General features: G+C 59.2%; 20 protein-coding genes and 1 tRNA gene. 8 read left to right on the top strand and 13 right to left on the bottom strand.

Annotation, left to right across the window (positions count from 1 at the left end; all coding sequences use genetic code 11):
* Positions 1–12 precede the first annotated feature (12 nt).
* The 3 genes from L63ED372_RS06575 to nth are packed head-to-tail and all read right to left on the bottom strand — an operon-like array spanning position 13 to position 2,347.
* A complete protein-coding gene (locus tag L63ED372_RS06575) occupies positions 13–930 on the bottom strand; it encodes a pseudouridine synthase (RefSeq protein ID WP_062404566.1) in 918 nt (305 codons plus the stop codon).
* Position 931: 1 nt separating this feature from the next.
* Complete coding sequence (gene trmB, locus L63ED372_RS06580) at positions 932–1,666, bottom strand: tRNA (guanosine(46)-N7)-methyltransferase TrmB (RefSeq protein ID WP_062404569.1); 735 nt, start codon at positions 1,664–1,666, stop codon at positions 932–934.
* 48 nt (positions 1,667–1,714) lie between these two features.
* Positions 1,715–2,347: an endonuclease III gene (gene nth, locus L63ED372_RS06585; RefSeq protein WP_062404572.1), complete on the bottom strand. Its 633-nt coding sequence runs from the start codon at positions 2,345–2,347 to the stop codon at positions 1,715–1,717.
* 66 nt (positions 2,348–2,413) lie between these two features.
* Between nth and L63ED372_RS06590 the strand changes: the two genes are divergently transcribed.
* From L63ED372_RS06590 to L63ED372_RS06600, 3 genes are read left to right on the top strand one after another with little or no spacing between them, the layout of a single operon-like run.
* Positions 2,414–3,610 carry an aminotransferase-like domain-containing protein gene (locus tag L63ED372_RS06590; protein WP_062407749.1) on the top strand — a complete coding sequence of 399 codons (1,197 nt, stop codon included), beginning with the start codon at positions 2,414–2,416 and terminating at the stop codon, positions 3,608–3,610.
* 3 nt (positions 3,611–3,613) lie between these two features.
* Positions 3,614–4,465, top strand: a complete 852-nt coding sequence (locus L63ED372_RS06595) for an alpha/beta fold hydrolase (protein ID WP_231624583.1) — start codon at positions 3,614–3,616, stop codon at positions 4,463–4,465.
* Positions 4,466–4,475: 10 nt separating this feature from the next.
* Positions 4,476–4,691: a DUF3820 family protein gene (locus L63ED372_RS06600; RefSeq protein WP_062407751.1), complete on the top strand. Its 216-nt coding sequence runs from the start codon at positions 4,476–4,478 to the stop codon at positions 4,689–4,691.
* 51 nt (positions 4,692–4,742) lie between these two features.
* Here the strand turns inward: L63ED372_RS06600 and def are convergent, their stop codons facing one another.
* The 9 genes from def to lptF all read right to left on the bottom strand — a co-directional run bounded on the left by def (position 4,743) and on the right by lptF (position 13,418).
* A complete protein-coding gene (def, locus tag L63ED372_RS06605) occupies positions 4,743–5,282 on the bottom strand; it encodes a peptide deformylase (RefSeq protein ID WP_062404578.1) in 540 nt (179 codons plus the stop codon).
* Positions 5,283–5,292: 10 nt separating this feature from the next.
* Positions 5,293–5,685, bottom strand: coding sequence for a 5-fold beta-flower protein (locus tag L63ED372_RS06610; protein WP_062404581.1), 393 nt, complete (start codon positions 5,683–5,685; stop codon positions 5,293–5,295).
* Positions 5,686–5,692: 7 nt separating this feature from the next.
* Positions 5,693–7,393: an AMP-binding protein gene (locus L63ED372_RS06615; RefSeq protein ID WP_062407753.1), complete on the bottom strand. Its 1,701-nt coding sequence runs from the start codon at positions 7,391–7,393 to the stop codon at positions 5,693–5,695.
* 138 nt (positions 7,394–7,531) lie between these two features.
* Positions 7,532–8,587 carry an alpha/beta fold hydrolase gene (locus L63ED372_RS06620; RefSeq protein WP_062404584.1) on the bottom strand — a complete coding sequence of 352 codons (1,056 nt, stop codon included), beginning with the start codon at positions 8,585–8,587 and terminating at the stop codon, positions 7,532–7,534.
* Between the two features lie 57 nt (positions 8,588–8,644).
* Positions 8,645–9,772 carry a pyridoxal phosphate-dependent aminotransferase gene (locus L63ED372_RS06625; RefSeq protein WP_442915152.1) on the bottom strand — a complete coding sequence of 376 codons (1,128 nt, stop codon included), beginning with the start codon at positions 9,770–9,772 and terminating at the stop codon, positions 8,645–8,647.
* A gap of 64 nt (positions 9,773–9,836) precedes the next feature.
* Positions 9,837–10,778: a CysB family HTH-type transcriptional regulator gene (locus tag L63ED372_RS06630; RefSeq protein ID WP_062404588.1), complete on the bottom strand. Its 942-nt coding sequence runs from the start codon at positions 10,776–10,778 to the stop codon at positions 9,837–9,839.
* Positions 10,779–10,813: 35 nt separating this feature from the next.
* On the bottom strand, positions 10,814–11,197 hold the full coding sequence (locus tag L63ED372_RS06635) for a sirohydrochlorin chelatase (protein WP_062404590.1): 384 nt from the start codon (positions 11,195–11,197) through the stop codon (positions 10,814–10,816).
* An 8-nt stretch (positions 11,198–11,205) separates the two neighbouring features.
* Positions 11,206–12,312: an LPS export ABC transporter permease LptG gene (lptG, locus tag L63ED372_RS06640; RefSeq protein ID WP_062407755.1), complete on the bottom strand. Its 1,107-nt coding sequence runs from the start codon at positions 12,310–12,312 to the stop codon at positions 11,206–11,208.
* Positions 12,309–13,418 (bottom strand): LPS export ABC transporter permease LptF, encoded by a 1,110-nt coding sequence (lptF, locus tag L63ED372_RS06645; protein WP_062404593.1) that lies wholly within the window; start codon positions 13,416–13,418, stop codon positions 12,309–12,311. Before lptF ends, lptG begins: the two co-directional genes overlap by 4 nt.
* A gap of 24 nt (positions 13,419–13,442) precedes the next feature.
* Here lptF and L63ED372_RS06650 point away from each other — a divergent pair, with 24 nt between their 5' ends.
* From L63ED372_RS06650 to L63ED372_RS06665, 4 genes are all read left to right on the top strand, one after another.
* Positions 13,443–14,987 carry a leucyl aminopeptidase gene (locus L63ED372_RS06650; protein WP_062404596.1) on the top strand — a complete coding sequence of 515 codons (1,545 nt, stop codon included), beginning with the start codon at positions 13,443–13,445 and terminating at the stop codon, positions 14,985–14,987.
* 31 nt (positions 14,988–15,018) lie between these two features.
* Positions 15,019–15,453: a DNA polymerase III subunit chi gene (locus L63ED372_RS06655; protein WP_062404599.1), complete on the top strand. Its 435-nt coding sequence runs from the start codon at positions 15,019–15,021 to the stop codon at positions 15,451–15,453.
* A complete protein-coding gene (locus L63ED372_RS06660) occupies positions 15,450–15,716 on the top strand; it encodes a hypothetical protein (protein WP_156343569.1) in 267 nt (88 codons plus the stop codon). The genes L63ED372_RS06655 and L63ED372_RS06660 overlap by 4 nt, the downstream gene beginning before the upstream one ends.
* 115 nt (positions 15,717–15,831) lie before the next feature.
* Positions 15,832–16,998: a branched-chain amino acid ABC transporter substrate-binding protein gene (locus tag L63ED372_RS06665; protein WP_062404604.1), complete on the top strand. Its 1,167-nt coding sequence runs from the start codon at positions 15,832–15,834 to the stop codon at positions 16,996–16,998.
* 104 nt (positions 16,999–17,102) lie between these two features.
* Here L63ED372_RS06665 and L63ED372_RS06670 read toward each other — a convergent pair.
* Positions 17,103–17,193, bottom strand: a tRNA-Ser gene (locus tag L63ED372_RS06670).
* Positions 17,194–17,391: 198 nt separating this feature from the next.
* Here L63ED372_RS06670 and L63ED372_RS06675 point away from each other — a divergent pair.
* Entirely contained in the window at positions 17,392–19,665 is a 2,274-nt protein-coding gene (locus tag L63ED372_RS06675) for an arginine/lysine/ornithine decarboxylase (protein ID WP_062404607.1), read from the top strand.
* Positions 19,666–19,864 lie beyond the last annotated feature (199 nt).

Consider the following 19,864-nt stretch of genomic DNA (forward strand, 5'->3'; position numbering starts at 1 on the left):
CGTCAAAACGCTTCAAGGCGGACTGAGTGTCAAACGCAGCCTGGTGGTCCACGTGCGCGTTTGGCCGGTGATAGGGTCGGTGAATCGCACCGACTGCGCCAAGAGTTGCAAAGGCTTGCTGAAATCTTCTGGCGCATCTGGTCCGCGCAAGACGCTGGGGTAAAACTGGTCGCCTTCGATCGGGATGCCCATGGCATTCATGTGCACCCGCAGCTGGTGGCGCTTGCCGCTGATCGGCTCTAACGCATACAGCGCCCGCTGGCCATCGTTGTACAGCAAAGCGATGCGGGTTTCGCTGTTGGCTGGCCCTGGCACTTCTTGTGTTCTGAAAAACGGCTCGCCTGGCACCAAGCGGCTGGTGTGCACGAGTGGCAGCTTCAAGTGCGGCGCATGCGCTGCCACTGCGTGGTAAGTCTTGTGGATCAGGTGGTCTCGAAACAACGCGTGGTAAGCGTCGCGGTCTTGCATTCGTTTTCCAAACAACACCAGACCCGCGGTTTCGCGGTCGATACGGTGCAGCGGTACCAAATCGGCGCAGCCGGTCTGGCGCTTGAGCTGCACCAAGAGGCTTTGTTGCACGTAACGACCCGAGGGTGTGACGGGCATGAAGTGCGGTTTGTCCACCACCAGCAAGTGATCGTCTTCAAACAAGACCTGCGCTTGAAACGGCAGCACGGGCTCGTCGTCGAGATGCCTGTAGTAATACAGGCGCTGGCCGGGTTGGCAACTTTGGTCGGGCAGGGCCGCTTGGCCGTCTTCGTGCAGCACCAAACCGTGCGCCAAGCGTTCGGCCCATTCGCTGCGTGAAATGCCGGGCATGCGCTGGGCCAAAAAATCGAGCAGTTGCGGTGCACCGTGTGGAACCGACACCACACTGGCGCTCACCCCGTTGCGCATGGGCAACTGAATGGGGTGACCGGATTCGCGCATGTCAGACCCGGCGGAACACCAGGTCCCACACGCCGTGGCCGAGTTTGAGGCCCCGGTTTTCAAACTTGGTGAGTGGCCGGTAGTCGGGCTTGGCGGCAAAACCATCGGCCGCATCGCTGGTGTTGGCCAGCAAAGGCTCGCCACCGATGACTTCCATCATTTGCTCGGCATAGGGTTGCCAGTCGGTGGCGCAGTGCAGGTAGCCTCCGGGCTTGAGGCGTTGGGCCAACTTATTCACCAAAGCGGGCTGGATCAAGCGGCGCTTGTGGTGCTTGGTTTTGTGCCAAGGGTCGGGGAAAAAAATGTGCACCCCGTCCAGTGAGCCGGGGCTAAGCATGTGGTCGATGACTTCCACTGCGTCGTGGCGCAGGATGCGGATGTTGTGCAGGTCTTGCTCGCCAATGCGCTTGAGCAGGGCACCGACGCCAGCTTCGTGCACCTCGCAGCACAAAAAATTGTCATCGGGCCGGACCCGGGCAATGTGGGCTGTGGCTTCCCCCATGCCAAAGCCGATTTCCAGAATGAGCGGGGCGCTGCGCCCAAAGGCGGCACTGGCGGTCAGGGTTTCAGGCGCATAGGTCAACAAATTGGCGGGGCCATACAGCTCATAGGCTTTGGCCTGGCCGATGGTGGTGCGGCCAGCACGCAAGACATAGCTTTTGATGGTGCGCAAAAATGGGACGTCAGCAGGAATACCTGATGGTTTGGGGCTGTCGATGAGAGCGTTTTCGGTCATGGGTGAAGATTGTAGGGTGCGCCCTTTGTGCGGGCCGAGACCCTTGGCTCAGACTGTTTTGGGTTTGAAGTCACAAAAAGCCACGACCGAGCACTGAGCACACAGGGGTTTGCGGGCTTGGCACACATAGCGCCCATGCAGGATCAACCAGTGGTGCGCGTCCACCAAGTACTGGGCAGGGATGCGTTTGAGCAGTTTGAGTTCGACTTCCAAAGGCGTTTTGCCCGGGGCCAAACCTGTGCGGTTGCCCATGCGGAAGATGTGGGTGTCCACCGCCATCGTTGGCTCGCCAAAGGCCGAATTCAACACCACATTCGCCGTTTTGCGGCCCACGCCGGGCAGGGCTTCGAGGGCTTCGCGTGTGCGGGGCACTTGGCCGCCGTGTTGCTCGACCAGAATCCGGCAGGTTTCCATCAGGTGTTTGGCTTTGCTGCGGTACAGGCCGATGGTTTTGATGTAGCTCTCCAGCCCAGCCAGACCCAGGTCCAGGATTTTTTGCGGCGTGCCCGCGACCGGGAACAGACGGCGCGTGGCCTTGTTCACGCCCACATCGGTGGCCTGCGCCGACAGCAGCACCGCGGCAAGCAGCTCAAAGACGCTGGTGTACTCCAGCTCGGTCACAGGCATGGGGTTGGCAGCTTGCAGGGTGGCAAAGAAGGATTCGATCTGAGCGGGTTTCATGGGCGGCAAAAGTAGGTGTGCAGATGTTGGCAAAATGAGGGCCAAGACAACCTGGGAAGATACACCATGCCTTTGCAATTTGCCGACCGCCTGAACAACGTCGAAACCTCCGCCATACGCGAGCTTTTCAAGCTTTTGGGCAAACCCGGCATCATCAGTTTCGCCGGGGGCTTTCCCGACAGCGCCATGTTTGACGTGGACGGCATCCGCGAAGCCAGCAATGCCGCCCTGAGCCAAGACCCGGGTGCTGCCCTGCAGTACGGCGCGACCGAGGGTTTTGGACCGCTGCGCGAGCAACTGGCCCACTTCATGGCGCAAAAGGGTGCCAAGGATGTGGCGGCCGACCAACTGATCGTGACCACCGGCAGCCAGCAGGGTCTGGATTTGATTGGCAAAACCATGATCAGCCCCGGCGACAAGGTGATTGTGGAAGGCCCAACATTCTTGGCCACCATCCAGTGCTTCCGTTTGTATGGGGCCGAACTCATCAGCGCCCCGGTGGACGGCCACGGCGTCAAAACTGACGAGTTGGAAAAGCTGATCGCCGAGCACAAACCGAAGTTTGTGTACCTGATCCCCACCTTCGGCAACCCCAGCGGTGCCCTGATGAATGCCGAGCGCCGCAAGCAAGTGCTAGAGATGGCCGTGAAGCACCAGACCTTGATTGTCGAAGACGATCCTTATGGAGATTTGTACTTTGGCGAGACCCCACCGCCCAGCTTGCTCGCCCTGAGCAGCACCGTGCCCGGCAGCCGCGAGTTGCTGGTGCATTGCGGCTCGCTGTCCAAAGTGTTGTCGCCTGGTCTGCGTGTGGGCTGGATGGTCGCACCCGCCGAGTTGCTCGGCAAAGCCACCATGTGCAAGCAGTTCAGCGACGCGCACACCAGCACCTTCGCCCAGGCCACAGCCGCGCAATACCTGTTGGCGGGTCGCATGCCCGTCACGCTGGACAAAGTGCGTGCCGTGTATGCCCAACGTGCCCAAACCATGGGCGACGCGCTGCGCCGCGAATTGGGAGATGCGGTCGAGTTTGTACAACCGCAAGGGGGTCTGTTTGTGTGGGCGCGTCTCACGGGCGCTGGCGGCAAGGTGAACGACGGCAACGCTTTTGCCAAACGCGCCATCGACAACGGTGTCGCCTTTGTGCCGGGCACACCGTTCTTTTGTGCCAACCCCGACCACGCCACTTTCCGCTTGAGTTTTGCCACTGTGGGCGAAGACAAGATCCTCGAAGGCGTCTCGCGCCTGGCCAAGGCCCTTTGACCCGTGGCAACCGTCTCTGAAACGGGCTCCGAAACGCTTACCGAAATGCGTGGTGAGAGGTGCATCGAAGTCCATGGCACCGAAGTCTGGCTGCAAGGTGAGGGCGACGAGGTCATCCTCATGCTGCACGGCTGGCCCGACACCCGCGCCCTGTGGGACGGCACCGTGGCCGCCTTGCAAGACCGCGCCACTTGTGCACGATTGACGCTGCCGGGTTTTGAAACGGGCCCCTCGGCCACCAGCTTGGACGATATGTGCCAGCTGTTGCGCCAGATCGTGGATTGCATCAGCCCAGGCCAACCCGTGACCTTGATGTTGCACGACTGGGGTTGCATTTTTGGTTACCAGTTCGCCATGCGCCACGCCGAGCGGGTGGCCCGCGTGGTGGCGGTGGACGTGGGCGACCACAACTCGGGGGCCTTGCTGCGCAGCTGGGGCCCCAAGGAAAAACTCGCGGTGATGGGCTACCAGGTCTGGTTGGCCATCGCTTGGAAAATCGGTGGTCTCTTGAGTGAAAAAATGGGCACCCGCATGACCCGCGCCATGGCCCGTTGGTTGCGTTGCCCGAGCGAGCCAGCGCACATCACCCACAAAATGAACTACCCCTACGCTATGCAGTGGTTCGGCACAGTGGGCGGTTTCAAGGGTGCGTCGCCCATCCGATTGCCCATGCCCCTCTTGTTTGTGTATGGCGAGCGAAAGCCCTTCATGTTTCACTCGCCCCAATGGCTGGCGCATGTGGCCAGTGCGCCCGGCAGTGCCGTGCAGGGTTTGCCCTGCGGGCATTGGGTGATGATTTCGCGACCGGATCCTTTTTATGCCCAGGTGCGCAGCTGGTTGTGGGGTGATGCGTGAGGGCTGCGTTGTGAAGCCCGAAGACCTCGTCAAACTGGTCACCACGCCCATGCCCTATGGCAAACACAAAGGCATGCTGATCGCCGATTTGCCGGGCAATTACCTCAATTGGTTTGCGCGTGAGGGATTTCCCAAGGGCGAAGTGGGTCAACTTTTGCAACTGATGCAGGAGATTGACCACAATGGCTTGAGCGATTTACTCAAGCCCTTGCGACAGCCCCGCTGACTGGCCCCATCGTTTCGCGTTCTGGGTGAACGCCAACTGTTCAGGGCTTTGTCAGTCGTCTTCTGCAGCGCTGATTTCTGGAAACAGCACCTCGGTGAACCCAAATCGGCTGAAGTCGCGCACCCGCATGGGGTAAAGCTTGCCGATCAGGTGGTCACACTCGTGCTGCACCACGCGGGCATGAAAACCGTCCACCGTGCGGTCAATGGGTGTGCCTTTTTCGTCCAAGCCGGTGTAACGAATGCGTGACCAGCGTGGCACCACGCCGCGCAAGCCCGGCACCGACAGGCAGCCCTCCCAATCGTCTTCTTCAGCCGTTCCCAGCGGCGTGATGACCGGGTTGATCAGCACGGTGCGCGGCACCAGCGGCCGCCCCGGGTAGCGTGGGTTGACGGCCGTGCTCCCAAAAATCACGAGCTGCAGGTTCACACCAATTTGCGGCGCCGCCAGGCCTGCACCATTCACGGCGGCCATGGTGTCGTGCATGTCGGTGATCAGCGCGTGCAGCTCGGGCGTGTCAAATGCGCTCACGGGCTCAGCCATGCGCAGCAATCGCGCGTCACCCATCTTCAGGATGTCTCGAACGGTCATGTTGAAAGTCTCACATGAAGAAATAAAAGAACACGATCATTTGCATGCGCCGCAGCCCATCGGCGCGGCCGATCTGGCGACCCGATGCATCGTAAAGACGCTCGCCGTCCATGCGGCCCATGAGCGATCCCGAAGCGCTGTACAGCCGCTCGCCATCGATGCGACCGATGGGGCTGCCCGAGGCGCTGTACACCCGCTCGCCATCGATCCGCCCCAACTGCCGCCCTGAGGCGTCATAGATGCGATCGCCATCCACCCGGCCTATGGGCTGGCCCGAAGCGCTGTAAAAACGTTCGGCATCTACCCGACCCAACTGGCGGCCACTGCCGTCGTACATGCGTTGCGCAAAGGCGGTGGGCAGCAGCAGGGCCGCCAGCATCAGTGCCACGATCAGTTTGGGCATGGTGGCCTCATGCGTTGTCTTCCCGAAATTCGCCCTCGAAGCGGTCGACCTGGCGGGCACGCGTATTTTCTTGATCACGCAAATCAACCCGGCGAATCTTGCCTGAGATGGTCTTGGGCAGGTCACTGAATTCGATGCGTCGCACCAATTTGTAGGCCGACACCCGCTCTCGCATGAACTTGAAAATCGCCCCCGCCGTGGCCGCGTCTGGTGCGTGGCCAGGGGCCAAAATCACATAGGCCTTGGGCACCAAACCGCGCACGGCATCGGGCGCAGGCACCACCGCCGCCTCGGCCACGGCCGGGTGCTCAATCAACGCGCTCTCCAGCTCAAAGGGGCTGATGCGGTAGCCCGAGGACTTGAACACATCGTCGGCCCGTCCCACATACGTGATGTAACCCAGCTCATCGCGCTGGCCCACATCGCCCGTGTGGTAATAACCATCGCGCATGGCCTCGGCCGTTTTGTCGGCGTCGTCGGCATAGCCGTTCATCAGGGCCGTGGGGCGGTGCGCCAGATCAATGCAAATTTCGCCTTCGTTGGCAGGTTCACCATCGGCGTTCAGCAGCACCATCCGGTAACCCGGCAAAGGCCGCCCCATGGAGCCTGCCTTCAAGGGCGCACCCGGCGGGTTGCCAATTTGGGCCGTGGTCTCGGTCTGTCCATAACCGTCGCGGATGGTGATCTGCCAAGCGGCGCGAACTTGCTCAATGACCTCGGGGTTGAGCGGCTCACCCGCTGAAATCAACTCACGCAACTGAACAGGCCAGGCCTTCAGGTCTTCCTGAATCAACATGCGCCACACCGTGGGCGGGGCGCAAAGGGTGTTGACCCGGTGCTGCACCAGTGTGCCGAGAATGTCTGGCCCGTTAAAACGTGCGTAGTTGTAAATGAACACACAAGCTTGCGCATTGAGCGGCGCAAAAAAACAACTCCAAGCGTGCTTGGCCCAGCCCGGCGAGCTGATGGTCCAGTGCACATCGCCTTTTTGCAGACCCAACCAATACAAGGTCGACAAATGGCCCACTGGGTAGCTTTGCTGGGTGTGTTGCACCAGCTTGGGTTTGGCCGTGGTGCCCGAGGTGAAATACTCCAGCAAAGGATCGGTCACCCGCGTCGGCTCAGGTGGGGTGAAGGCGCTGCTGGCCTGGTGCGACAGCGCGTAGTCAAGCCAGCCTTCTGGCAAACCCGAGGCAGCGCCCGACACGCTGACCAATGTCAACCCGTGGGTCACAGTGCTGGGCAAATCCATCACCTTGGCCATGCCCACGGCATTGGTGATGATGCACTTGACCCGTCCGCGCTCCAGGCGGTCTTGCAAATCGTCGCCCGAGAGCAAGGTGGTGGCCGGGATCAGCACCACGCCCAGTTTGATCGCCGCCAGCATGGTTTCCCACAGCGGCACCTCGTTGCCCATCATCAGCAAAATTCGGTCGCCCTTGCGTGCACCCAAGGCCACCAGCCAATTGGCCACTTGGTTGGAGCGTTGGGACAATTCGGCATAGCTCAGGCGAAACTGCTCACCCGAGGCTTCAACGATGTGTAAAGCCGGGGCCGGGTTGTCGCGAGCGATGCTGTCAAAGTAGTCCAGCCCCCAGTTGAAATGCGACAAAACAGGCCACTGAAAGGCCGACACTGCGGCCTCGTAATCGGTGCGGTGGGTCAGCAACGCATCGCGGCTGGCCAAAAAATGTTCAAGTTCGCTCATGGGCTCCTCATCGGGGGGGGCATAGCCATACGGCGTTGGACAGTTTAGCGCCTGAAAATCTGTCATCTCCAAATCAGCAAGGCGGTGGTCACGCTTGAAAATTCAGGAACCTATTTTGCTGTTTTGAAGACCCGAGCTTCATGAATGTTTGGCACACACCACTTCTTGCGCTTGCTGTGGGCTTTGCCGCCGGGTGACTGGGTTTTGCTGGAGCCAGTGCTGCAGGTCTTGCAGCACTTCGCGGGTTTGAAGTTGGCGCGTCAGCAGGTGCCAGCCTTCGGGGTAGACCACCCAGTCGAGCGCGGTACCAGCTTTGCCAGCAGCGTTCAGGTGGGTCAACCAGTCGCAAACGGGTGAGGGCGGAATGATGCGGTCGCGCAGGCCATACAGCACCAGGCTGCGCTGCGGGGGCAGGGTGTTCAGGTTTTGCGCGCGGCCCATCAGAGAGGTCACCCCAGCCAGGCTGCTCACGCGTGTGGCTTTGATGAACAGCGGGTCGCGCCCCAGATCGCGTGAGACTTCCGGGTCGTTGGTGGGGGTGATTCCCAGCGATTGCACCCCCCGCCCCGTGAAAACCATGTCGGGGGCCACGGCGTTCATGAATTGAAGGCTGAGCCTCTGGTACCAAGGCATGCTTTGTGCGCCCCAGACGGCGGGGGCTTTGAGCACAAGGTGGTCCGCCATCAAACCCGGCGATTCAGCCGCTGCCACCCACACCAGTGCACCGCCCATGCTCTCACCCACGACGGTGAGTGGCACGCCGGGATGCCGCTCGCGCAGTTGCGAGACGATGTGGCGTAGGTCGGACAAGAGCGTGTCTTCGCCTCGCCAAATGCCGGCTTGTGGGTTGGCCCCAAAGCCGCGCTGGTCGTAGGCATAAACCGTGGCACCGAGTTCACCCACCAGGTGTTGTGCCGTGGGTTCAAAAGCTTTGCTGTAGTCGTTGAAGCCGTGTACGCCCAGCACGATGTGCCGAGGCTTGGGCGTGGACCAGACCCGTGCGGCCAAGCTGTCGCCACCGGGCACCTCAAATTGCATGGGGGCGGCGGGGATGACTTGGGCGGGGACAATTTTGTCGGCGACCGAGGGCGAGTGTGTTGACGGGGTGGGTGCGCTGCAGCCTGCCAGCAGCATCAGGCTCCAGGCGCTGATGAGGTGTTGGGCACGGCGCTGGCGAGGGCGGATGAAGGTCATGGGCAGGTGGCGGGCTTTTGTGGCTGGATGACGACGACGGCCCTGGGCGTCATGGGTTCAAAGGCCTTTGAGTTTGTCCAGTGCCGCGTGCAGGGTTTCGTCGGTTTTGGCAAAACAAAAGCGGATGACTTTTTGGTCAAAGCCGTTGCCATAAAAGGCAGACAGGGGGATGGCGGCCACGCCAATCTCAGACGTGAGCCACTGGCAGAACTCGGCTTCGCTCAGGTTTTTCTCGGGCACTTGCAAGCCCGAGATGTCCGCACACTGGAAATAGGTGCCTTCACCGGGCAGCAGCTTGAAGTGGGTTTGCGCCAGGCCATGGCGAAACAGATCGCGCTTGCGCTGGTAAAACGCAGGCAATTCCAAGTAAGGCGCGGGGTCGGCCATGTAGCGGGCCAAGGCGTGCTGCATGGGGGTGTTGACGGTGAACACCATGAACTGGTGCACTTTGCGAAGCTCGGCCGTGTAGTCGGCCGGGGCCGCCACCGTGCCGACTTTCCAACCCGTCACATGGTAGGTCTTGCCAAAGCTCGAGACAATGAAGGCCCGTGCGGCCAGGCCATCAAACTGCGCGGCGCTCCAGTGCTGCAGCGGGGCGTAAACCATGTGCTCGTAGACCTCGTCGCTGATCAGCAGCACGTTGGTGGGGGCCAGGATCTCTTGCAAGGTGAGCATTTCCTCGCGTGTCCAAACCATGCCGCTCGGGTTGTGCGGGGTGTTGATCAGGATGGCGCGGGTGCGCGGGTTGATGGCAGCGCGGATGCGGTCAAAGTCGGGCCGGAAGCTGCCGGGCGTCAGGGGCACACGCACCACGCGACCACCGGCCAATTCGATGTTGGGCACGTAGCTGTCGTAGCAGGGCTCCAGCACGATGACCTCATCGTCTGGGTGCACGATGGCCAAGATGATGGACAAAATGGCCTGGGTGGCCCCTGCTGTAACGGTGATTTCTGTGGCAGGGTTGTAGCGGCGCCCATACAGGGCTTCGATTTTGGCGGCCACGGCTTCGCGCAGCGGGGCCACGCCAGGCATCGGCGGGTACTGGTTGAGGCCTTCGCGCATGGCGTCGCCCACCAGCTCGGTCAGGCGGGGGTCACAGGGAAAATCCGGAAAACCCTGACCCAGGTTGACGGCTTTCTTTTCGGCGGCCAAGGCGGACATGACCGTGAAGATGGTGGTGCCCATGTGGGGCGCCTTTGAGATCAGAGCGGGGCTGCTGGTGTTCATGTGAAAGGAAAAGAGGCAGGGTTCAAAGTTCGTAATCGTTGACGTGGCCAGTCATGGCCCGGGCGATCAATGGGGCCGTGAGGCGGTCGCTCAGCAATTCGGCAAACTGGTAAACAAATTGGCGCAAATAGGCGCCACGCTTGAAAGCCACACGGGCCACGTTCATGCCCAGCAACTGGCCCAAGGGGCGCACGGCCAGGTCTTTGACCGGGTCGTCTTGCACGGCCATTTCTGCCACGATGCCAATGCCCAACCCCAAGCGCACATAGGTTTTGATCACGTCCGAGTCGATGGCTTCCAAAGCAATGCGGGGGGTGATTTTTTTGGCGGCAAAGGCTTGGTCAATGCGGCTGCGACCTGTGAAAGAAGGGTGGTAAGTGATGAGCGGTTCGTTGGCGATGTCTTCGAGCGACAGGTGGCTTTTGCAGGCCAAGGGATGGTCGAGCGGCAGCACCAAAACGTGTTGCCATTCGTAGCAGGGCAGGGTCACCAAGTCTTCGTAAGCCGACAGGGATTCGGTGGCAATGCCGATTTCAGCCGTGTCGTCGAGCAGCATTTTGGCTACCTGGTCCGGGGCGCCCTGGTGCAGGCTGATGTTGACCTTGGGGTATTTCTCGCGCAGTTTGGCCACGGGCACAGGCAGTACGTAACGCGCCTGGGTGTGGGTGGTGGCAATCGACAAGGTGCCGCTGTCTTGGGCGCTGTACTGCTCACCGATTTTCTTCAGGTTCCCCACCTCGCGCAGGATCTGCTCGATGCTGTGCAGCACATGCTGGCCGGGCTCGGTGATGCGTTTGAGGCGCTTGCCGTGGCGGGCAAAGATTTCGATGCCCAACTCTTCTTCGAGCTCGATGATCGCCTTGGATACGCCGGGCTGCGAGGTGTGCAGCGCTTTGGCCGTCTCGGTCAGGTTGAGGTTGCGGCGGGCGGCTTCTTGGACGAAACGAAATTGGTGCAGGTTCATATGCTTATCGTTATATGGATTACCTGCATTATGCTTTATATGTCTGTTTGGTCCCGTCCAGCGGCAATGTCCGCCATGAGCGCGGTCATGGCCGGGTGTTCGCCAATGGCGGGCAAGAGTTCAAACGACATTTGTGGGTAGGCTTGGCGCAGGCCATGCACCAGCTCGGGCAGGTCTTCCCGAGCGTGTCGGCCCACCCCCAAAAACATGGGCACGATGCGGACATGGGTCACATCTTGTTTCATCAGCGCTTCCACGGTGCTGGGCAGGTCGGGCTCCGTCAGCTCCAAAAAGGCCACCGACACAGGCGTGGAGGCTTGTTGACCACGCATACGCTGGGCCACAGCATCGATGGGCAATCGCCACAGCGGATCGCGCGAGCCGTGAGCAAATAGGATCACGCCGGTTTTTTGAGTCATGGGATTTGTCACCGCCTTAAAACCATCCACCAAAAGGCCGCCAACGACACGGCGCTGTAGATGAGCGCGGGTGCGGCCGAAGTCAACAGCGGCTGCCAATTTTGGAGGTTGCCGATGAAGCTGAACACATTGTTGAGCAATGAAAAACTGATGCCAGCCAGCACGCCTGCAAAAACGTGTCCGGCGATTTGTCCCGAGCGGAAATGCAAATAAGCAAACGGCAAGGCCAGGACCAGCATGACCAGGCAACTCAAAGGGTAGAACACTTTGCGCCAAAACTCGATTTCATAACGCTGGGCGTTTTGGTTGTTGGCCGACAGGTGGCGCATGTAACGAAACAGCTCCCAAGTGCTCATGCGGTCCGGGCTGAGCAAGGCGGCAGCGACCATGTCGGTGCTGATCCCGGTGGACCAGCTTTGACGGTCCAACTGGGTGACGCTGAACTGGGCCGGGTTGGTCGCGCTGGGCAAGAGGATGGATTTTTCTTCCACCTCAAGGAGTTCCCACTGCCCTGCTTGGATCTGAGCCTGGCGGGCGGTGGTGATGGTGAGCAGCTGGCCTTTCTCATTGAAAGCGTGAATGCGAACGTCCTGCATCTTGCTGATCCCGTCAAAGCGTCGCACGTTCACCGCGTATTGCTGTTGGCCCTGTTTTTCGCGTAACCATGCCCCGGTTTGGCCGGTCGTCAACTGGCCCTGAAAAGGCGCTTTGATCTGCTGAGCTTGTCGCTCGGCCCAGGGTGCGGCGTAGTCACCAAAAAAGAATGTGATGGCCACAAAGACCAGTCCCAGTTTCAAGAGCGAGGACAGCGCCATCCAGGGCTCGAGGCCGCCCGTGCGCAAAATGGTGAACTCAGAGCTTTGGGCCAGCCGTGCCATGACAAAAATGCTGCCAATGAGCACCGAGATGGGCAGCAACTCGTAAATGTGGTCGGGCGTTTTGAGCGCGATGAACAGCAGGGCATGCTGCAACTGGTAGCCTTGGGCGGCATGTCGCGAGAGGGCTTGGAGTTCGTCAACCAGGTCAAAAAACAAAAACAAGGCCAAAAAGCCAAAAGCCACAAAGACCACGGCGCGAATGATTTCGCCATAAAGCAATTGACGCACGGTTTTCATGCGGTGGCCTCCTTCGTCGAGGGCACGGCCGGCAGCAGGTGTCGCCAGCTCCAATTCATGTGCCGCAGGCCCAGCCACACCAGAGCCAAGGCCAGCACGCTGCCATGCAACAGCACCATGAAGGGCAGGGCGCCGATGCGGCCTGCACTGATCCAATTTTGGCCGACGGTGAGCAGGTTGTAATAGGCCACAAATACAAACAGAGCCAGGCCCAGGTGGTAACTGCGGCCAACCCGAGGGTTGACCGCTGACAGCGCGAGCGCCAGCAAAATCATGTTGATGGCGGTGAACAGCAGGCCGATGCGCCAGGCCAGCTCGGCTTGGTTGGCAGGGGTGGGTTGTTCAATCAGTTGCCAGGTGGTGCTTTGGCGGCTGTTACGTACCGAGTTGGGCGGCACAAAGTTGGCATCGATCAGCAGCTGGTAGCGGTCAAACTGCGTCAAGCGCGTTTCGCCTGTGCCCAAATGGGTGAGCCATTGCTGCCCGTTTTCCAGAAACAGGAAACGGTCGGTGCCCACAAATTCGACCCGTCCGCGAGAGGCTGTGGTCACACTTTCGAGCTGGCCGTCACGGCTGGAGACAAACACGTTGTTGCCGGTGCGCTCACCCGGGCTGTCTTTGTCAATGAAAAATACCCGGTTGCCGCCTGCTGACTCCTGAAACTGACCCGGTGCGATGCGCTCGACATCGTTTCGTTTTTCAAAGCGTTGACGCAGGTCTTGGATTTGCTGGTGGCTCCAGGGCCAGACAAACAAGGACAAAAGGGCTATGACCAGCAAAATCGGCCAAGCGAATCGAAACAGCGGCTGGATGAACTGCCCAAGCCCCTGTCCGCTGGAAAACCAGATGACCATTTCACTTTCGCCGTACATGCGCGACAAAGTGGCCACGCAAGCGATGAACAGGCTCAAGGTGATGATGGTGGTCATCTGACCCAACACGCTGAAACCCATCACCAACATCACCTCAGAAGGGTTCACGCTGCCTCGGCTGGCTTGACCCAAAGTGCGGATCAAGATGATGGTCATCACAATGGTCACCAAGATGACCAGAGTGGCACCAAAATTGCGCGCAAGGTCTTTGCGTAATGAGGAATGGAATAACATTGGCGAAACAGGAAAACCCGAATTATGAACTTCGAATTTCAAAAGCTCTCCCTCTCCCATGCCATGACCGCTTCGGTGGATGCTTTGGTGGTGCTTTGGCCTGGCCACGTGTTGCCCGATGCCAAGGCGGTGGAGCCGGTCTCTCGCTTGCTGGCCCAAGCCATCGCTCACGGTGACTTTGAACTCAAGGCCGGGGCTGTTTTGTCTTTGTACAGCCAGCCGGGCATGGCCACTCGGCATGTGGTGGTGTCTTGCAGCGCAGACAACCAGCCCGGGCAGATCCGCAGCGCCATGCAGGCGGCTTGGGGCGCTGTCAAGGCCAGCAAGATCAAGCGTTTGGGCGTTCATGTGGTCGGCGATGTCTCCGCTCAAGGCTTGCAAATGGCGCTCAGCACCCTGGCTGATGCCAGCTACAGCTACACCACCACCTTGAGCAAACCCAAGGCCCGCACGCTCAAAAACGTGCGGATCAGCGCCTCGCATGACAGCGCCGAACTGCGCCAGGCGGTGGTTCACGCCCAGGCCTTGGTGGCCGGGGTTGAGTTGGCCAAGGAATGGGCCAACCGACCCGCCAACCACGCCACGCCGACGCATTTGGCCCAAGCGGCCAAAACCATTGCCTCAGGCCGCAACTTCAAATGTGAGGTGTTGGGACCCAAGGAAGTGGCCAAGCTGGGCATGGGGGCGTTCATGGCCGTGGCCCAGGGTGCCGCCGAGCCTTTGCGTTTCATTGTCATGCGCTACAACGGCGGGGCGGCCTCACAAGCCCCGGTGGTACTGGTGGGCAAAGGCATCACCTTTGACACGGGCGGCATATCCATCAAACCGGCACCCGAGATGGATGAGATGAAGTACGACATGGGTGGTGCCGCCAGTGTTTTGGGTGTTTTCAAGGCGCTGGGGGAACTCAAACCCAAGATCAATGTGGTGGGCCTGATTCCGGCCACCGAAAACATGCCCGATGGTCTGGCGGTGAAGCCGGGCGATGTGGTGACCAGCATGAGTGGTCAAACCATTGAAATTTTGAACACTGACGCCGAAGGCCGTTTGGTGCTGTGTGATGCCCTGACCTATGCCGAGCGCTTCAAGCCACAAGCCGTGATCGACATCGCGACCCTGACGGGCGCTTGCGTGATTGCCTTGGGGGCGGTTCGCAGCGGCCTGTTTTCAAGCGACGACACCTTGGCCTCGCAACTTCAGCAGGCGGGCGAATATTCAGGTGATGTGTGCTGGCGCATGCCCTTGGATGACGACTATGCAGAGGGCCTGAAGTCTCGCTTTGCCGATGTGGCCAACGTGGCCGGTCGGGCCGCAGGTTCCGTCACGGCGGCCAAGTTTTTGCAACGTTTCACCAAAAGCTTTGCTTGGGCACACCTGGACATTGCAGGCACCGCCTGGCGCAGCGGAGCGGCCAAGGGGGCCACTGGCCGACCTGTAGCCCTGTTGTTGCAGTACTTGCTCAGCAATGCACAAGCGCCTGGGGTTCAGAAAAACGCAGCCCTGCCCAAAGTGGCAGACCAATCCGTTCAGAAGGTCAAATCCAAAGCCCGTGCTGTGAAACAGTCTTGAGCCAGGCTTTTGCCGACCACCACTCGTGCCCATGACCCGCATTGAATTCCACTTCAACACGCATGAGCGATTGCTGCACACCTGTCGTTTGGTGCGCAAGGCGCGTGCACAAGATTTGCGGATTGCGGTGGTGGGCGCACCCTCCACACTCAAGCAACTTGATGCCGAACTTTGGCGTTTTCAGGATGTGTCCTTTGTCGCGCATTGCACCCCGCAAGATTCGCCTGACATACAGCGGGCTTCTCCTGTGGCTTTGGGACCTGACCCAAACGCCTGGGGCATCGATGACGTGTTGCTGAACCTGGGTGACGAGGTCCCACCAGGTTTTGAGCGTTTTGCCCGTCTGATTGAGATTGTGGCCAGTGATGACCACGGCCGCGCCCAAGCTCGGCTGCGCTGGAAGCATTACAAAAGCCTCGGTTACGAACTTCTTCAACATGATTTGTCCAAGGCGGCAGAAACATGACCCACGCTCCAACACCCCCTGCGGCACCCCCTTTTGGAGCTGACGCGATCCCGAGTTTGAGCCAAGACATGGTCTTGGGCGATGTGCCCGTGGGGGTGTCTTTGGCATTGGACGCTCGGGATGCCGAAAAAGCGGCCTTGATGGCTTTGTCTGAGGACTTGGTGAAGAAGCTGCGCCCCGAAATCGAGCGAATGACCAGCGATATGGTGCAAAGAGCCCTCCAAAGCGAGTGGGACAAGCGCTCGCGCATTGACCAAGAATAATGTACGGAAACCCTCGAATTACCTGGATTTTGGTTTTCCCTGAGTCACAAAAGCACTTTTTTGCAGTATCTTTACGGCTTGCTTGATTGAAGCAAATTTATTCTTCGGAGTTTCTATGAAAATTTCTGGTTCACGTTCTTTGACCGTGGTGTCTGTTGCTGTTGCAGCAGTGGTGTTGGCTGCTTGCGGCAAAAAAGAAGTCGCATCGACCGAATTGGTCGTCAAAATCGGTCACGTGGGTCCTGTCAGCGGTGCCATTGCTCACTTGGGCAAAGACAATGAAAACGGTGCCCGCATGGCCATCGAAGAGCTCAATGCTGCTGGTCTGAAAATTGGCGACAAAACTGCCAAGTTCGAATTGCTGGCTGAAGACGACGCCGCCGATCCCAAGCAGGGCACTGCCGCTGCTCAAAAATTGGTTGACGCCAAAGTCAACGGCGTGATCGGTCACTTGAACTCCGGCACCACCATCCCCGCTTCGCAGCTGTACAACGGTGCTGGCATTCCTCAGATTTCGCCCTCGGCAACCAACCCCAAGTACACCCGTCAAGGTTACGCTGGCGCTTTCCGCGTCGTGGCTGACGACGTTCATCTGGGCGGCACCCTCGGCAAATACGCCGTGGAGACCCTCAAGGGCAAGAGCATTGCCGTGATCGACGACCGTACTGCTTACGGTCAAGGTGTGGCTGAGGAGTTCAAGAAAGCGGTTGCCGCTGCAGGTGGCAATGTGGTCGGTCACGAGTTCACCACCGACAAAGCCTCTGATTTCAACGCCATTTTGACCACCCTGAAGGCGAAGAAGCCTGACGTCGTGTTCTTCGGCGGTATGGACGCTGTGGCCGGCCCGATGCTGCGCCAGATGAAGTCCTTGGGTATCAATGCCAAGTTCATGGGCGGCGACGGCATCTGTACAGCCGAATTGGCCAAGCTGGCTGGTGACGCCATGAAGGACGAAGGCGTGATCTGCGCTGAAGCCGGTGGTGTGGAAGGTGAGCAGAAAGTCGGCATGGACAAGTTCCGTGCAGATTTCAAGGCCAAGTACAACGCCGATGTGCAGGTCTATGCACCTTACGTTTATGACGCCGTCAAAGTCATGGCCACAGCCATGGTCAATGCCGGTTCTGCCGACCCAGCCAAGTACTTGCCTGCTTTGAAGAGCATCAATTACAAAGGCGTGACCGGTGACATCGCATTCGATGAAAAAGGCGACATCAAGAACGGCGCTTTGACCTTGTTCACCTACAAAGGTGGCGAGCGGTCACAGATCGCTGTGGTTCGCTGATCTGTCGGCCCCCGTTTTTCGGGGGCCACTTCTTGGAACTTCGCTGAAGTTCCAAGAAACCACAGACGAAAAAAAGCCTGCACGTTGTGCAGGCTTTTTTGTTTTGGCGGAGCAGGCGGGATTCGAACCCGCGGTGGGCTATTAACCCACACACGCTTTCCAGGCGTGCGACTTAAACCACTCATCCACCGCTCCGAAGCCCTTAATTGTATCAGTGGAAAAACAGGTTTTTGACAAGGTCTCGCAATTCTTATGAGATCAAGGCCCTCCGATGGGCGGCAGGTTTTTTGCCAATTTGTGCTCTGGGTTGCTCAGCCGAGCCTTTTTATCCTTAAACTTCGCCACTGTTTCGAATTCCTTTTTCCTTTCTTTGGCGCACAGCCCCTACAGCCCATGAAATTTCGCTTCCCCATCGTCATCATTGACGAAGATTACCGCTCCGAAAACACTTCGGGCCTGGGTATCCGCGCTTTGGCTGACGCCATCATTGCCGAGGGATTCGAGGTTTTGGGGGTGACCAGTTACGGCGATCTGTCGCAGTTTGCGCAGCAGCAAAGCCGTGCCAGTGCCTTCATTTTGTCGATCGACGACGAAGAGTTTTCGCCCGGGCCAGATCTGGACCCTGCTGTCATCAACTTGCGTGCCTTCATTGACGAAGTTCGCCGCAAAAACGCCGATGTGCCGATTTACATCTATGGCGAGACCAAAACTTCGCGCCATTTGCCCAACGACATCCTGCGCGAGTTGCACGGCTTCATCCACATGTTCGAAGACACGCCCGAGTTTGTGGCGCGCCACATCATCCGCGAGGCCAAGAGCTACTTGGAGGGCGTGCAGCCGCCGTTTTTCAAGGCGCTGCTCGATTACGCAGAAGACGGCTCTTATTCGTGGCACTGCCCGGGTCACTCTGGTGGCGTGGCATTTTTGAAGAGCCCCGTGGGCCAGATGTACCACCAGTTCTATGGCGAGAACATGCTGCGTGCCGACGTGTGCAACGCTGTGGAAGAGTTGGGACAATTGCTGGACCACAACGGCGCCATTGGCGAGAGTGAGCGCAATGCGGCCCGAATTTTCAATGCCGACCATTGCTTCTTTGTGACCAACGGCACCAGCACCTCCAACAAGATCGTTTGGCACCACACTGTGGCCCCGGGTGACGTGGTGGTGGTGGACCGCAACTGCCACAAGTCCATCTTGCACGCGATCATCATGACCGGCGCTGTGCCCGTGTTCATGAAGCCCACGCGCAACCATTTCGGCATCATTGGTCCCATCCCCAAAAGCGAGTTCGAGCCTGCGGCCATCATGGCCAAGATCAAGGCCAACCCTTTGCTCAAAGGTGTAGACCCGAAAAAGGTCAAGCCCCGAGTGATGACGCTCACCCAGTCGACCTACGACGGCGTGCTCTACAACACTGAAACCATCAAGAGCATGCTCGACGGTTACGTGGACAACTTGCACTTTGATGAGGCCTGGTTGCCGCACGCGGCTTTCCACCCCTTTTATGGCCCATACCACGCGATGGGCAAAAAGCGTGCGCGTCCCAAAGAGTCGATGGTCTACGCCACCCAGTCCATCCACAAGCTGCTCGCCGGCATCAGCCAGGCCAGCCATGTGCTGGTGCAGGACGCACAAAACACGAAGCTTGATCGCCCGCTGTTCAACGAGGCGTACCTGATGCACACCTCGACCAGTCCGCAGTACAGCATCATCGCCAGCTGCGACGTGGCGGCCGCCATGATGGAGCCGCCCGGCGGCACCGCTTTGGTGGAAGAGAGCATTGCAGAGGCCCTGGATTTCCGCCGCGCGATGCGCAAGATCGATGCCGAGTACGGCAAAGACTGGTGGTTCAAAGTTTGGGGACCCGAAAAGTACGCCGAAGAAGGCATTGGTCGTGCTGACGACTGGATTTTGCGCAACGACCCGCGCAAAAAAGCGAGCAAGTGGCACGGTTTCGGCCAGCAGTTGGCGGACGGCTTCAACATGCTGGATCCCATCAAGTCGACCATCGTCACGCCGGGCCTCGATTTGGATGGTAAGTTTGACAAGACCGGTATCCCCGCGTCCATCGTCAGCAAGTTCCTCACGGAGCACGGCGTGGTGGTGGAGAAGACGGGCCTTTACAGCTTCTTCATCATGTTCACCATCGGCATCACCAAAGGCCGCTGGAACAGTTTGCTCACGGCTTTGCAGCAGTTCAAGGACGAGTACGCCAAGAACCAGCCGATGTGGAAAATCATGCCGGAGTTCTGCCAGAAGCACCCTCGCTACGAACGCATGGGCTTGCGCGACCTGTGCCAGCATGTGCATGAGATGTACGCCAAGTACGATATCGCCCGCCTGACCACCGACATGTATCTGTCGGACTTGGCGCCAGCCATGCGCCCGTCAGACGCTTACGCCCACATTGCGCACCGCAAGACTGAGCGGGTGGAAATCGACAACTTGGAAGGCCGCATCACCGTAGGTTTGGTCACGCCATATCCACCGGGCATTCCGCTCTTGATTCCTGGTGAGGTCTTCAACAGGAAGATCGTGGATTACCTCAAGTTCGCCCGCGAGTTCAACGAGAAGTGCCCAGGCTTCGAAACCGACATCCATGGGCTGGTCGAGATCAAAGACGACGATGGCAAGAAGCGGTACTTTGCGGATTGCGTGAAGCTTTAAGACTTTTGCCTTGGCGATGTGTCTCAAGGCTTTCTGGGGCAGGTGAGTTGGGGCCCTGTGCGGTGGCTCAGAGGCGCTTCGCTTTGCCACATCGCCCCCGCACAGGGCCCCAACTCACCTGCGGGGGAGAATTGAAAAAAGCGGCTTTCGCCGCTTTTTTAATTCCAAGTGATGGTTGTTCGATTCCACTCTTCAATGT

Origin of the sequence: Limnohabitans sp. 63ED37-2, assembly GCF_001412535.1 — a bacterium.
GTDB lineage: Bacteria > Pseudomonadota > Gammaproteobacteria > Burkholderiales > Burkholderiaceae_C > Limnohabitans_A.